Genomic DNA, 14,427 nt, shown 5'->3' on the forward strand with positions numbered 1-14,427 from the left:
GAGCCCTTCGCTCAGTTCCCACCTCCATTGCGCTGCAACAGGGTGGCGGCCGGCGCGAGCGCGTGATAGCGGCCCTCGTCAACTCGAAACCTGCAAAGCCGCAGCCTGATCGTCTCGCCTCCGGGGCGGTCGGACCGAATCAGAGGGTTGGCATGATCAACGGAACGCAACCCCGCTTCATCGAAGGCCTGACCTTCGACGACGTGCTCCTTCGGCCGGGTCGCTCGGAGGTCCTGCCCTCCGATACCGCGATCAAGACCAACGTCACCCGCTCGATCAGCCTCAACATGCCGATCATCGCCTCGGCGATGGATACGGTGACCGAGGCGAAAATGGCGATCGCCATGGCCCAGGCCGGCGGGCTCGGCGTGATCCACCGGAACCTCGACGCCGACGCGCAGGCCGAGCAGGTCCGGCTCGTCAAGAAATACGAATCCGGCATGGTGATGAACCCCATCACCATCTTCCCCGACGAGACGCTCGCCGACGCGCTGGCGACGATGAAGCACAACGACATTTCGGGCATTCCCGTCGTCGAGCGGGGGCCGAACGGCGGCAAGGGCAAGCTCGTCGGCATCCTGACGAACCGCGACGTCCGGTTCGCCTCGGCGCCCGGCCAGAAGGTCGCCGAGCTGATGACGAAGGACCGGTTGATCACCGTCCGCGAAGGCGTTGACCAGGAGGAGGCAAAGCGCCTCCTGCACCAGTTCCGGATCGAGAAGCTGCTGGTCGTCGACGACCGCTATCGCTGCATCGGCCTCATCACCGTCAAGGATATCGAGAAGCAGGTCGCCTATCCGAACGCCGCGAAGGACGAGCAGGGCCGCCTGCGCGTCGCCGCCGCGACGACCACGGGCGAGGACGGCTATGCCCGTTCCGAGCTCCTGATCGATGCGGGTTGCGACCTGATCGTCGTCGATACCGCGCACGGCCATTCGGTGAAGGTCCTCGACTCGGTCAGCCGGGTGAAGAAGCTGTCGAACGCCGTCCAGGTCATCGCCGGCAACGTCGCGACGCGCGAAGGCGCGAAGGCGCTGATCGATGCGGGGGCCGATGCGATCAAGGTCGGGATCGGGCCGGGCTCGATCTGCACCACGCGCATCGTGGCCGGCGTCGGCGTGCCACAGCTCACCGCCATCCTCGAAGCCGTCGAAGCGGCGGCGGCCACCGGCACACCCGTCATCGCCGACGGCGGCATCAAGTATTCGGGCGATCTCGCCAAGGCGCTCGCGGCCGGAGCCTCCGTCGCCATGGTGGGCTCGCTTCTCGCCGGAACGGACGAGGCCCCCGGCGAGGTGTTCCTGCACCAGGGCCGCTCCTACAAGGCCTATCGCGGCATGGGCTCGGTCGGAGCGATGGCGCGGGGCTCGGCGGACCGCTATTTCCAGGCCGAGGTGCGGGATGCGCTGAAGCTCGTGCCGGAGGGCGTCGAGGGGCAGGTGGCCTACAAGGGCCCGGTCTCGAACGTGCTGCACCAGCTCACCGGAGGCCTCCGGGCGGCGATGGGCTATGTGGGCGCGGCCGATCTCGCCGAGTTCCGCGAGAAGGCCCAGTTCGTCCGCATCACGGGCGCGGGCCTGCGCGAGAGCCATGTCCACGACGTGACCATCACCCGCGAGAGCCCGAACTATCCGGCAGGTCGGGGGTGATCGGCGGCGGCCACGTCCAATGATGTGAGACGCGAGCGGTCGCGCCTGCCATTCCCCTATGCCGAGCGGGCACGGGCCGTCGAGCAGGCGCGGAACGCGGTGAACTCGGCCTTCCAGGCGATGAAGGCGGCGGGCGCCGCCCGCAACGATCCGACGGCCGTTGAGGCTCTCGCCTGGCGCGCCGCAGCGCGACAGTTCCACGTCTGCATCGAGCGTGCCTATCCGCCGCTCTTCTGGGATTGCGTCGGAGCCGTGAGGCGCGGCGAGAGATCGGGGCTCGACGAGGTGATCGGTTTCCTGGAGGCCGACCCGTGGTTCTTCCGCTCCGGATACGTGAAGGCGGACATCCTCGTTTCCCTGAAGAGGGTCGCGCTCGAACGCGGCCATGAGCGGCGGCTTCGTGCCGTCCTTCTCGCCGTCGTGGACGGCCGGGACAGGCGCGAGTTCCGGTCGTATTGCCACCTCGCGCCTCGGCTCGCGACGCCGGAGTTTCGGCGCGAACTCGCAGGACGTGCCGCCTCGCCGGACCGGGCGGTCGCCCGCCGTGGCGCCTGGATGCTGGCGGCCTTGGGGCGGGCGGAGCCTTGACCCTGGGGCAGCCTTGACCCGGGGGTGGGCTGGCCGCACCCCGGCTTCTCCCTTAGAGACGGAAGGGGTCCTCGTTCTCGTCGAGGTGCGAGGCACGAGATGCCATCCGCCGGCCCGCCCTTCCACCGGAACGCCATGTCCATCCAGGCCATCCTTCTCCCCGTCTTCCTCCAGGTGCTCCTCGTCTTCGCCCTGGCCGTCGTGATGGGGCGCCGCCGCTATGCCGCCGTGCAGGCGCGCGAGGTGCGCCGGGAGGACGTGATTCTCGGCCAGAAGAACTGGCCGGCGGGCGCTCAGGCGTCGGCCAACGCCTATTCCAACCAGTTCGAGCTGCCCGTTCTGTTTTTTGCCCTCGTCCCGCTCGCGATCATCACCCGCAAGGCGGATCTTCTTTTCGTCGTGCTGAGCTGGGTCTTCGTCGCCAGCCGCTACGTCCATGCAGGAATCTACGTGTCGTCCAATGCCATCCCGCTGCGCTTCGGCGCCTTCGCCGTCGGCGTCGTCGCGCTGCTCCTGATGTGGGTCGTCTTCGCCGTCCGCATCCTCGCGACCCCGGCATCCCTGTGACACCCGCCGCACGCCTCTCCGCCGCCATCGAGGTCCTGGCCGATATCGAGGCCCGCCGCCGTCCCGCTCCGGACGCGCTGAAGGACTGGGGTCTGTCCCACCGCTTCGCCGGGTCGGGCGACCGCGCGGCCATCGCGAGCCTCGTCTACGATACCTTGCGCCGGCGCGCCTCGGCGGCCTGGCTGATGGGAGAGGCGACGCCGCGCGCCGTCCTCCTCGGCGCGCTCCATCTCGCGCGCGGCCTGTCGAGCGGCGAAATCGCGGCCCTGTGCTCCGGCGAGCGCTTCGCGCCGTCGCCGCTCACGGATGACGAGCTGTCGTCGCTGGATGCGGGAAGCCTGGGCGAGGCGCCGGCCCCGGTCGCGGGAGACTTCCCGGATTGGATCGCGCCTTCGCTGGCGCGGGCTTTCGGCGAGGATATGGTGGCGGAGATGCAGGCTCTCGCCGAGCGAGCCCCCCTGGACCTGCGCGTCAATCTCCTCAAGTCGCAGCGCGACGCCGTCGCGGCGGATATCGCCGTTTGGTCGCCGACCCCGACGCCGCTGTCCCCCTGGGGCCTGCGGTTGCGGCTCGGCCCGGATGGGCGAGGCCCTTCGGTCCAGAGCGATCCGGTCTTCCTGCGCGGCGAGGTCGAGATCCAGGACGAGGGCTCGCAACTGGCGGCGCTCCTCTCAGGCGCGCTGCCGGGTGAGACGGTGGTCGATCTCTGTGCCGGCGGTGGCGGCAAGACGCTCGCGCTCGGCGCGATGATGGGAGGCCGGGGACGTCTCCTCGCGACGGACGCCGATCCGCGCCGCCTCGCCCCGATCCATGCCCGTCTCGCGCGGGCCGGCGTCGAGGCCGAGGTGCGCACGCCGCGCGGCAAGCAGGACGCGCTGGCGGATCTCGATGCCGGGGCCGATCTCGTGGTGGTCGACGCGCCCTGCACGGGCACGGGGACCTGGCGGCGCAATCCCGACGCCAAATGGCGCCTGCGCGCGGGCAGCCTGTCGCTCCGCGTCTCGGAACAGGCGAAGGTGCTGGACCGTGCCGCGCAGCTCGCAAGGCCCGGGGGGCGGATCGCCTACATCACCTGTTCGGTGCTGCCCGAGGAGAACGACGACGCTGTCGCGGCCTTCCTGCATCGCCACCGGGGGGCGGAGGTGGAGCAGATCCCTGAGGCCGCACCGCTCGCCCACGCCGTGCGGACGACCCGGTACGGCCTTCAGATGACGCCGCTGCGCACCGGGACGGACGGGTTCTACGTCGCCCGGCTGCGCTGCTGAAGGAAGGGGGCGGTTAGGCCGCTTCCTTCATGGTCTCGGGCTCGTCGGCGGCCTCGATCGCGCGCATGTAGACGTCGAGGAGCGTCTCGTGCTCGTCGCGCTCTTCCTTGTCCTGCTTGCGGATCTTGATGATCTCCTTGAGGATCTTGACGTCGAAGCCTTCGCCCTTGGCCTCGGCGAAGACCTCCTTCTTGCCCTCGTTGAGCTCGGCGATCTCCGTCTCGAGCTGCTCGATCCGCTCGACGAACGACTTCACGCGGTTCCCGGCGATTCCGATCTCGTCCGACATGGTGACCTCTTCCTTGATGGGGAGGCGGAAACTCGACCGATAGGATTGCTGAAGGCTTAAGGTTCGTCGCGGCCGAGGCGTCGTCCCCAGCCCTTCTCCCATCCCGGTCATCATCATGCTGAGGTGCGCGCCGAGGGCGGCGCTCGGAGCACGCATGATCGGCGTGCGTCCTGCGAGGCCCCGCTCACCCAAGTCGGCTGTTGCCGACTTGGGCATTGATAGAGCGCATCTCGGCAACAGCCGCGATGCGCGGGGCACCTCAGGATGAGAAGGGAGGGAGTTCCCCGCCGCCCCTCAGGCCGCGAGGCGGCCGTCCAGCGGGAACACTTTGGCGGGATTGAGCAGCCAGGCGGGGTCGAACACCGCGCGGACCCGCATCTGCTGGGCGAGGTCGGTGGGGTCGTATTGGCAGGTCATGAGGTCGCGCTTCTCGATGCCGACGCCGTGCTCGCCCGTGAGGCAGCCGCCGACCTCGACGCAGAGCCTGAGGATGTCCTCGCCCGCGCGCTCGGCCTTCTCCATCTCGCCCGGCTTGTTGATGTCGAACATGATCAGCGGGTGGAGGTTGCCGTCGCCGGCATGGAAGACGTTCGCGACGCGAAGGCCCTCGCGCTTCACGATCTCGTCGATGCGGGTGAGGACGTGCGGCAGCTGCCCGGTCGGGATCGTGCCGTCCATGCAGATGTAGTCGGAGACGCGGCCGGTGGCGCCGAAGGCGGATTTCCGGCCCTTCCAGATCGCGGCGGCCTCCGCCTCGGATTTCGCGACGCGCACGGCCATGACCTTGTGGCGCTCGGCGATGGCGGCGATGCGCCGGAGCTGCTCGTCGATCTCGCTGTCGCAACCCTCGACCTCGGCGATCAGCATCGCCGGCACGTCCGGATAGCCCGCCTTCGAGAAGTCCTCGGTGATCTGGATGGCCTCGCGGTCCATGTATTCGAGCGCGACCGGCACCATGCCCGAGGCGATGATGGCCGCGACGCAGGCTCCGGCATCCTCCGCCGACGGGAAGCCGAGGAGGACGGGGCGCGCGCCCTCGGCAGCCCTCAGGATGCGCACGGTCGCCTCGGTTACGATGCCGAGCTGGCCCTCCGAGCCGATCACGAGGCCGAGGAGGTCGAGCCCGCCGGAATCAAGATGATCGCCGCCGATCTCGACGACCGTGCCGTCCAGCAGCACCATGGTCACGCCGAGGATGTTGTTGGTCGTGACGCCGTATTTCAGGCAATGGGCGCCGCCCGAATTCATCGCGATGTTACCGGCGATGGTGCAAGCGAGCTGGCTCGACGGGTCGGGCGCGTAGAAGAAGCCCTCGTGGCTCACCGCGCCGGAAATCGCGAGGTTGGTGATCCCGGATTCGACTTTCGCGGTCCGGTTCTCGAAATTGAGATCGAGCACGCGGTTCATCTTCGAGACGCCGAGAATGATGGCGTCCTCCTGCGGGATCGCGCCGCCCGCGAGCGAGGTGCCGGCGCCGCGCGCGACCACCTTCACGCCCTGCGCGTTGCAGAAGGCGAGCACGGCCGAGACTTCGGCCGTCGAGGATGGCAGCACGACCGCGAGAGGCATCCGGCGATAGGCGGTCAGCCCGTCCGTCTCGAAGGCGCGGCGCTCGTCTTCCGTCACGATCAGCGCCTCGGGAGCGACGAGGCCGGCGAGTCCCGCGACGATCTCCTCGCGCCGGGCGAGGATGGCCGGATCGGGCGTCGGAAATGCGATCGACATCGGGCGGTTCCTAGAGACGGACTCAGTCTATGCCGGATGGCGGGCGAGAGCGAGGCGTGCCGTTCAGTAGTTGCGGCGCTTCGCGTGACGGACCGTCAGGACCCACAACTCTTCGGTTGGCTCATGGGTGTCGACGAAACGCCACGCTCACCGCCTCGTCCGGTGGGAGTGCGGAAAACCACACGCGCCGTCATGGCCGGGCTTGGCCCGGCCATGACGGGGAGGGGGGCGACTTGCGCCCTGTGCCCTGAGTGTTCGAGGAAGGCCGCTTTGGCCGCCATCCGACATCCTCGATCGGTCGGCTCGCCCCGGCTCTCTCACCGGGGCGAGCGGGGAGGGCCGCCTAGAAGTTCGTCCGGTCGGCGCCCTTCAGTTCGAGCGTCGCGCGGGCGTCCTCCGGGGTTGCGATCTCGAGGCCGAGATTCTCGATGATCGCGCGGACGGCGCGGACCTGCTCGGCATTCGATTCGGCGAAGCGGCCGGCCTTGAGCCAGAGCGAATCCTCGAGACCGACGCGCACGTTCCCGCCCATGGCGGCGGCCTGGGCCGCGATCGGGAGCTGGTTGCGGCCGGCGCCGAGGACCGACCAGCGATACTGGTCGCCGAAGAGCCGGTCGGCCGTGCGCTTCATGTGCATCACGTCCTCCGGATGCGGGCCGATGCCGCCGAGGATGCCGAAGACGCTCTGCACGAAGAAGGGCGGCTTGATCACGCCGCGATCGGCCATGTGCGACAGCGTGTAGAGATGGCCGATGTCGTAGCACTCGACCTCGAACCGCGTGCCGTTCTCGGCGCAGGTCGTCAGGATGTATTCGATATCGGCGAAGGTGTTCTTGAAGATGCGGTCGCGCGAGCCTTCGAGATAGGGCTTCTCCCAATCGTGCTTGAACTCCTTGAAGCGGGCCAGCATCGGGTAGAGGCCGAAATTCATCGTGCCCATGTTGAGCGAGGCGACCTCGGGCTTGAAATGCGCCGCCGGGCCGAGCCGCTCCTCGAGCGCCATGGTCGGCGAGCCGCCCGTCGTGATGTTCACGACCGCGCTCGTGCGCTGCTTGATGACGCCGAGGAACTTGTCGAAGGCGGCGGTGGATTGATCGGGCTTGCCGGTCTGCGGATCGCGGGCATGCAGGTGGACGATGGCGGCGCCGGCCTCGGCGGCACCGATCGCGGCGTCCGCGATCTCCTCGGGCGTCACCGGCAGGTGCGGCGACATCGAGGGCGTGTGGATCGCGCCGGTGACGGCGCAGGTGATGATGACTTTACGGGCCATGGGTCAGTCTTCCTTGGGGTTCGGTGATGAGATTGCCGGCGTCTCGTGCGCGTCCTTCTCCCCTTGCGGGAGAAGGTGGCACGGCGAAGCCGTGACGGATGAGGGGTGGAACGCTGTCGTCAACGTCGAGTCTCGTCCCCTCATCCGACCCTCGCTGACGCGAGGGCCACCTTCTCCCGCAAGGGGAGAAGGGAGGCGGCACTGCAGGTCATGGCGTGTCCTCTCACGCTTCTTCGCTCTTCTGTCGCTTCTTATGAGCGGCGAGGGCCGCGAGGCGGCGGTCGCGGCGTGCGCTCAGGGTGGCGAGGTCGGCGGGAGAGGGCGTGCCGCCCCAGGCCTCGACGATGCGGCCGACATTCTCCTCGCCATAGACCGACGCCCCGGCCGGCGCGTCGGCGAGGCGCTTGTAGAAGCCGGTATAGCGCGCGCAGTAATCGGGGATGCCGCCGGGGGCGTTGAGCTCGATCGTCGCGAAGGGGCCGAGGAAGGACCAGCGCAGCCCGAGCCCATCCGAGATCGTCTTGTCGAGATCCTGGGGTGAGACCACGCCCTCGCCGACGAGGCGGAAGGCTTCGGCGAGGAGGGCGCCCTGAAGTCGGTTGAGCACGAAGCCCTCCACCTCGCGATGGACGGTGATCGGCACCTGGTCGACCGCCGCGTAGATGGCCCGCGCCCGCGCGATGGCGTCTTCCGATGTCCAGGGGGCGCCGCACAGCTCGACGATCGGCACGAGATGCGGCGGGTTGACCGGATGGGCGACGAGGCAGCGCGCCCGGCCCGGCAGGTCCTCGGTGAACAGGGAGGCCACGATGGCAGAGGTCGAGGAGGCGAGGATCGCCTCCTTCGGCGCGACGCGGTCGAGTTCGGCGAAGATGGCGCGCTTCGCCTCGACGGTCTCGGGCCCGTTCTCCTGCACGAGGTCGACGCCCTCGGCCGCCTCCGCGATGCTCCCCGCCACGCTGACGCGGGCGGCGGCACCGGCCGGATCGGCGACGAGGCCGTGGCTCGCCTGATCGTCGAGCCCCTCGCGGATCAGCCGCGGGGCGGCTTCCAGGGTCGGCGCGTGCGGGTCCGTGATGCGGACGGTCCATCCCGCCCGCGCGAAGACCTGGGCCCAGGCCCGGCCGATCAGGCCCGCCCCGACGATGGCGACTGTGCTCAAGTCGTTAGTCTCCGTTCATGCGCGGTGCCTTCTCCCCTTGCGGGAGAAGGTGGGCCTGCGTAGCAGGCTCGGATGAGGGGTGGAAACTCAGCGTCGACGGCGTGGTGCACCCCTCATCCGTCAGCGCTTCGCGCTGCCACCTTCTCCCGCAAGGGGAGAAGGAATCCGGGCTCATCACAGCCACAGCACCTTCCTCCGCAGGTCGAGGTCCTCGCGCAGGTCGCGCGAGGGGCCGCGATGCATGACCCGGCCCCGCTCCAGCGCCACCGTGTTGTCGGACAGGGCGAGGGCGAGGTCGAGATTGTGGTCGACAATGATGATCGAGACCTCCCGGCGCAACCGGTCGAAGCTGTCGAACAGGCTTTCGACGATGGCGGGCGCGAGCCCTTCGAACGGCTCGTCCAGAAGGAGGACCCGCACGTCGCCCGAGAGCGCGCGGGCGACCGCGACCATCTGCTGCTCGCCGCCGGAGAGGTAGTCGGCGGGCGATTTCAGCCGCTCGCCGATGCGCGGGAAATACTCGACGATCCGCTCGATGTCCCAGTGGATGCCGTTGCCGGTGCGGCGGCGCAGGCGGCCGAGTTCGAGGTTCTCGGCGACCGTCATGCCGGCGAAGAGGCCGCGGCCCTGCGGCACGTAGCCGATGCCCTGGCGCGCGATCCGGGCGGCGGAGAGGCCGACGAGCTCGGTTCCCGCAAGCGTGATCGAGCCGGAGGCCGGCGGGGCGATGCCGATGATGGATTTCAGCAGGGTCGACTTGCCGGCTCCGTTGCGCCCGAGCAGGGCGAGGATCTCGTGCCGGCAAAGATCGAAGGTCACGTCCGAGAGGATGTGGCTCTTGCCGTAATAGGTCTCGACGCCCCGCACGGCGAGAACCGTCTCGCCGATCGGCACCGTCTCGCGGGGCTTCGCGGCGACGGCGGAGACGCCCGAGCCGATATAGACCGCCTGGACCTCGGCGCTCGAGCGCGCATCTTCGACCGTGCCGTCGACGAGCACGCGGCCCTCGTTCATGCAGGTCACGGCATCCGCGATCTGGAAGACGCGGTCGATGTCGTGCTCGACCAGCAGCACCGGCAGATCGGTCGAGAGGCGCTTGATGAGATCGCCGATGCGCTGGCGTTCCGCGACGGAGAGCCCGGCGAGCGGCTCGTCGAGGAGGAGGAGCCGGGGCTTCGTCGCGACGGCAACGCCCATGTCGAGGAGGCGCTGGCCGCCATAGGAGAGCGAGCCCGCCTCGGCGTTCTCGATCCCGGCGAGCCCGAGATAGCGCAGCAGGGCGGCCGTTTCGGTCCCGATCTCGTCGATCGAGCGGGCATTGCGCCACGGGTCGAAGCGCGACGCGTGGCTCGCCTGGACGGCGAGGCGCAGGTTCTCCTCGACCGTGAGGGTCGGAAACAGGTTCGTGATCTGGAACGAGCGGCCGAGACCCGCCTCCGTCACGCGCTCGGGGGACAGCCCTGCGATCGGGCGGCCCGCCAGCGCCACCGTGCCCTCGTCCGGCTTGAACATGCCCGAGACGAGGTTGAAGGCCGTCGTCTTGCCGGCGCCGTTCGGTCCGATCAGGGCGTGGAGCGAGCGGTCCCGGACGGCGAGGTCGACGCCCTGGACGGCCGCGATGCCGCCGAAGCTCTTCTTCAGCCCCGTCGCGACGAGGAGCGGGCCGTCGACATGATGCTTCGGCCGCAGGAAGGCGGGGAGGGGCTCGTCCGAGACCCTGCGCGCCGCCATGGCGGCATCCTCCGTCACGACCTTGCGGAAGAGCGCCAGGAGGCGCTGGGCGACGCCGACGAGGCCGGTCGGCGAGAACATGATGAAGCCGACGAACAGGATGCCGAAGAAGAACAGCCAATGCGGCGTCCAGATCGACAGGAACTCGCGGAAGAGGATGTAGAACACCGCCCCGAGGGCCGGGCCGAGGAAGCTGCGCATGCCGCCGATCACGACCATCGCGATCAGCTCGCCCGAGAAGGCGACGGCGAGCGGCTCGGCCGAGGCGAAGCGATGGTTGAAGACCGACAGCGCGCCCGCGATGCCGACGATCGTCGCGGAGACGACGAAGCCGATGAGCTTGTAGCGCTGGGTCGGGTAGCCGACGAACCGCGCGCGCTGCTCGTTCTCCCGGATGGCGACGAGGACGGTGCCGACCGGGGAGGCGTGGAAGCGCCAGAGAAGGACGGTGACGAGGAAGCCGATCGCGGCGACGACCGCGTAGTAGATGGCGTCCCGCTCGAGATCGACGCCCAGGACCGTCGCGCGCGTCACGCCGCCGAGGCCGCTTTCGCCGCCCGTGAACTCCGTCCAGCGATAGCCGATGGCGAAGAGGAGGGCGGTGAAGGCGAGGGTGAGAAGCGAGAAATAGACGCCGCGCCGGCGCAGGATCAGCGCTCCCGCCAGCGTCGCGGCGACCATCACGAACAGGATCGTGAACAGGAGCGGCACGACGAACTGGTTCGGGAACAGGTGCCGCTGCGAGAGCGCGGCGGCATAGGCGGCAAGGCCCCACCAGGCGCCGTGCCCGAAGGAGACGAGCCCGGTATTGCCGACGAGGACGTTCAGCCCGAGGCAGGCGATCGCGAAGACGACGACGTCGATGGACGAGCGCAGCGGCAGGCCGACGAGATCGAGAGCGAAGGGGAGGGCGAGAAGGGCGATGGCCGCGATGACGAGCGGCGCCGGGTTGCGCGAGGTCATCACTCGAACCTCAGGATGCGCTCGCCGAGGAGGCCGCGCGGACGGACGAGGAGGACGAGCGCCATGAGGAGGTACATGGACGCCTCACCCCAGGAGGGGTTGATGAAGATCGTCACGCCCCGGACGACTCCGACGAGCGCCGCGGCGAGGATCACCCCCCAGAACGAACCGAGCCCGCCGATCACGACGACCACGAAGGCGGCGGTCAGGATCTCGGCGCCCATCGCCGGATGCACGCCCGAGATCGGCGCGAGGAGCACGCCCGCGAGGCCCGCAAGGCCGATCCCGAGGGCGGCGATCGCGGTCATGTAGGGCTGGAGCGAGATGCCGAGCGCCCCGACCATGTCCGGGTTCTGCACGCCGGCCCGCACGACGCGGCCGAAGGTCGTACGATAGACGACGAACCAGGTCGCGGACACGGCCGCGAGCGCGATGGCGAAGATGATGAGGCGGTAGCGCGGATAGATGAAGTCACCGACGAGGACCTGGCCGCGCAGCTCCGGCGGGATCGAGAAGGGCTGCGGCGCAGCCCCGAAGATGAGGCGCAGCGACTGCTCGATCACCATGGCGAGGCCGAAGGTCAGGAGCAGGCTGAGGATGGGGTCGGATCGATAGAACCGCCGGAAGAACAGCCGCTCGACGACGACGCCGATCATGGCGACGAGGAGCGGCGAGGCGATGAAGGCGCCCGCGAAGCCGATGCGCGGCGCGAGCGTGACCGCAAGATAGGCGCCGATCGCGTAGAAGCCGCCATGGGCGAGGTTCACCACCCCGCCGAGCGAGAAGATGAGCGAGAGGCCGAGCGCGATCAGGAGGTAATAGGCGCCGACGAGCAGCCCGTTCAGCACCTGTTCGAGAAGGAAGACGAATTGCATCGGAGAGGCTCCACCCTCCCCTGGAGGGGGAGGGTCGGACCGCAGGTCCGGGGTGGGGTGACACGCGGCGTCGGCTTCACACAGGACGGAGATGCGGGAGGGCCGGTTTCACCCGACCCCGCAGGTTTCGCCGTCGACCCTCCCCCTCCAGGGGAGGGTGGGCTTGCGCCCCGTTCGCCTCACGCCGGCATCTTGCAGGTGCCGTCCTTCTCGGGGGCGAGGACTTCGAGGTCAGTCCCGGCCGCGGGGACGACGCCGAGCGGCTCGTAGATGTCCCACTTGTCCTTCATCTTGGACGCGTCCTTCGCCTTCACGGCGTACATTTCCTGGATCATCTGGTTGTCGTAGGCGCGGAAATAGCCTTCGCGGCCCTTCAGGATGTCGAATTTCGCACCCTTGCGCAGATGCTCCTGAAGCTTCACCGGATCGGTCGATTTCAGCTCGGCGAAGGATTGGGCGACGAGCTTCAGCGAATTGTAGTCGCCCCAGGCCTGGTTCTCGGGGAGCCTGCCGTATTTCTTGCTGAACCCCTCGACGAACTTCTTCGAGGACGGGTTGTCGACCAGGTGGTGCCAGATCAGCGGCCAGATGCCGGCGAAATTGCCCTGGCCGGCACCCCAGGCGACGGCCGTGTCGAAGCCGAACCCGGTGATCGGCATCTGCAGGCCGTATTCGGCATATTGCTTGATGAAGTTCGTGATCTGGTTGCCGGCGAGGTTCGAGGCGACGATGTCGGGCCGCGCCTGCCGGATCTTCAGGAGATAGGGGCTGAAATCGGCCGAGTCGGTCGGGACGAGGTCCTCGCCCGCCATCTGCGCGCCGTTGGCCGTCACGTATTTCTTGGCGACCTTGAGGAGGTCGTGGCCGAAGGCGTAATCGGCCGTCAGCATGTACCACTTCTTGCCGGAGATCATGTTGGCGGCCTTGAGGTAGTTGCCGACCGTCTGCACCATCATCGAGTTCGCCGCCTCGATATGGAACATGAAGGGGTTGCAATCCTTGCCGCGGATGGCGTCCGAATTCGCGCCCGTATTGATGAACACGGTCTTGGTCCGGGCCGCGATCTGGCCGATGCCGAGGGCGGTGGCGGACGAGATCTCGCCGATGATCATGGCGACCTTGTCGCGCTCGATCAGGCGCTCGGCCTTGGCGGAGCCCGTCTGCGGATTGACCGAATCCTCCATGACGAGCTCGATCTTGCGGCCCATCACGCCGCCATTGGCGTTGATCTCGTCGGCGGCGAGCCGCACGCCCATCTGCGCATATTCGCCGAGCGGGCCGAGAAAGCCCGTGACCGGCGTCAGGTGGCCGATGCGGATCGCGTCGGCCTGCCCGTAGGAGATGGCGGGGCAGGCGACGGCCCCGACCGTGCCCGCGATGCCCGCGAGCGCCTGGCGACGCGACAGGCCCCCCGGAGCGATGCCGATGATCCCACGACGATCCCCGCTCATAGCCTTCCTCCCTGTGGCGGCGCCCGGGATTCGAGCCCGGATCGTCCGCACTGCTCTTGTCGTGATCTGTGATCACAGATAGGCTTGCAGATATGCAATCACCTGTCCAGCCCCTGCCGGAAGCGGAGCGGCACGAGCGCCGAAGACGGCGAGCCGCGAGGGACGCGGCTCATCCGGCCGACCAGGGAGATCGCCCCTTCGTGCTCGACGAGATCGGGGCATTGCCCCGCGAAACGCTCGGCGAGCGCGTCACCGAGACCTTGCGCGGCCTGCTCGTCGCCGGGCGGCTCGCTCCCGGCGAGAAGCTTTCGCTGCGGAGCGTCGCCGATTCCCTCTCCGTCTCGATGATGCCCGTGCGGGAAGCCGTGGCGCGGCTCGCGGCCGACGGCGCGCTCGAGGTTCTGCCGGGACGGGCCGTGCGCGTGCCGATCCTGACCGTCGGGCAGTTCAACGAGCTCACCCGCATCCGGCTCGCGGTCGAAGGCTTCGCGGTCGAGGAGGCCGCGCGGAACCGGCCGGACGATGCGCTCGCCGCGATGGCGGCCCATGCCGAGGTCTTCCAGGCGGCCGCGGCGAGCGAGCCGTCGGACGCGGCCGAGGCGGTGGCCGCGAACCGGGATCTGCATTTCGCGGTCTACCGCGCGGCCGGCCTGCCGACGCTGATCGACATCATCGAGCGGCTCTGGCTGAAGGCCGGACCGATCCTCAATCTCGACATGCGGGACGAGCCGCGACGTCTGCACGGGGGCAGGGCGGTCCGCGCCCATGCCGCTCTCGTCGAGGCCGTCCGGCGGCGCGATCCGACGGCCGCCCGGGCCGCGCTCGAGAACGACATCACGACCGCCGCGGCGCATATCGTCGGTCTCGGCCGCCTCGTGGCAGGGTGACGCCA

General features: G+C 68.9%; 12 protein-coding genes. 5 read left to right on the top strand and 7 right to left on the bottom strand.

All coding sequences use genetic code 11. From position 1 onward, the window contains the following. Positions 1 to 152: 152 nt before the first annotated feature. The 4 genes from guaB to EV668_RS06005 all read left to right on the top strand — a co-directional run bounded on the left by guaB (position 153) and on the right by EV668_RS06005 (position 4,069). Positions 153 to 1,649 carry an IMP dehydrogenase gene (gene guaB, locus EV668_RS05990; RefSeq protein ID WP_133768893.1) on the top strand — a complete coding sequence of 499 codons (1,497 nt, stop codon included), beginning with the start codon at positions 153 to 155 and terminating at the stop codon, positions 1,647 to 1,649. A 24-nt stretch (positions 1,650 to 1,673) separates the two neighbouring features. Further along, the gene (locus EV668_RS05995) at positions 1,674 to 2,237 is read left to right on the top strand and encodes a hypothetical protein (protein ID WP_133768894.1); all 564 of its coding nucleotides are present in this window, start codon (positions 1,674 to 1,676) and stop codon (positions 2,235 to 2,237) included. A 99-nt stretch (positions 2,238 to 2,336) separates the two neighbouring features. Next, positions 2,337 to 2,804: an MAPEG family protein gene (locus tag EV668_RS06000; RefSeq protein ID WP_425359586.1), complete on the top strand. Its 468-nt coding sequence runs from the start codon at positions 2,337 to 2,339 to the stop codon at positions 2,802 to 2,804. After that, entirely contained in the window at positions 2,801 to 4,069 is a 1,269-nt protein-coding gene (locus tag EV668_RS06005) for an RsmB/NOP family class I SAM-dependent RNA methyltransferase (RefSeq protein WP_133768895.1), read from the top strand. The genes EV668_RS06000 and EV668_RS06005 overlap by 4 nt, the downstream gene beginning before the upstream one ends. Positions 4,070 to 4,082: 13 nt before the next feature. On the opposite strand, the gene EV668_RS06010 is transcribed toward EV668_RS06005, so the two are convergent. The 7 genes from EV668_RS06010 to EV668_RS06040 all read right to left on the bottom strand — a co-directional run bounded on the left by EV668_RS06010 (position 4,083) and on the right by EV668_RS06040 (position 13,535). Beyond that, positions 4,083 to 4,358, bottom strand: a complete 276-nt coding sequence (locus tag EV668_RS06010) for a DUF2312 domain-containing protein (protein ID WP_133768896.1) — start codon at positions 4,356 to 4,358, stop codon at positions 4,083 to 4,085. 294 nt (positions 4,359 to 4,652) lie between these two features. After that, on the bottom strand, positions 4,653 to 6,083 hold the full coding sequence (locus EV668_RS06015) for an FAD-linked oxidase C-terminal domain-containing protein (RefSeq protein WP_133768897.1): 1,431 nt from the start codon (positions 6,081 to 6,083) through the stop codon (positions 4,653 to 4,655). Between the two features lie 343 nt (positions 6,084 to 6,426). Then, positions 6,427 to 7,353: a 3,5-dioxohexanoate:acetyl-CoA acetone transferase gene (gene kce / locus EV668_RS06020; protein ID WP_133768898.1), complete on the bottom strand. Its 927-nt coding sequence runs from the start codon at positions 7,351 to 7,353 to the stop codon at positions 6,427 to 6,429. Between the two features lie 223 nt (positions 7,354 to 7,576). After that, entirely contained in the window at positions 7,577 to 8,515 is a 939-nt protein-coding gene (locus EV668_RS06025) for a 3-hydroxyacyl-CoA dehydrogenase (RefSeq protein WP_133768899.1), read from the bottom strand. Between the two features lie 174 nt (positions 8,516 to 8,689). Continuing rightward, on the bottom strand, positions 8,690 to 11,209 hold the full coding sequence (locus tag EV668_RS06030) for a branched-chain amino acid ABC transporter ATP-binding protein/permease (RefSeq protein ID WP_133768900.1): 2,520 nt from the start codon (positions 11,207 to 11,209) through the stop codon (positions 8,690 to 8,692). Next, a complete protein-coding gene (locus tag EV668_RS06035) occupies positions 11,209 to 12,084 on the bottom strand; it encodes a branched-chain amino acid ABC transporter permease (RefSeq protein WP_133768901.1) in 876 nt (291 codons plus the stop codon). Before EV668_RS06035 ends, EV668_RS06030 begins: the two co-directional genes overlap by 1 nt. 179 nt (positions 12,085 to 12,263) lie before the next feature. Then, a complete protein-coding gene (locus EV668_RS06040) occupies positions 12,264 to 13,535 on the bottom strand; it encodes an ABC transporter substrate-binding protein (RefSeq protein WP_133768902.1) in 1,272 nt (423 codons plus the stop codon). Positions 13,536 to 13,735: 200 nt separating this feature from the next. Here EV668_RS06040 and EV668_RS06045 point away from each other — a divergent pair, with 200 nt between their 5' ends. Beyond that, on the top strand, positions 13,736 to 14,422 hold the full coding sequence (locus EV668_RS06045) for a GntR family transcriptional regulator (RefSeq protein WP_245512881.1): 687 nt from the start codon (positions 13,736 to 13,738) through the stop codon (positions 14,420 to 14,422). The last annotated feature ends 5 nt before the right edge of the window (positions 14,423 to 14,427 follow it).

Origin of the sequence: Enterovirga rhinocerotis, assembly GCF_004363955.1 — a bacterium.
GTDB classification, from domain to species: Bacteria; Pseudomonadota; Alphaproteobacteria; order Rhizobiales; family Beijerinckiaceae; genus Enterovirga; species Enterovirga rhinocerotis.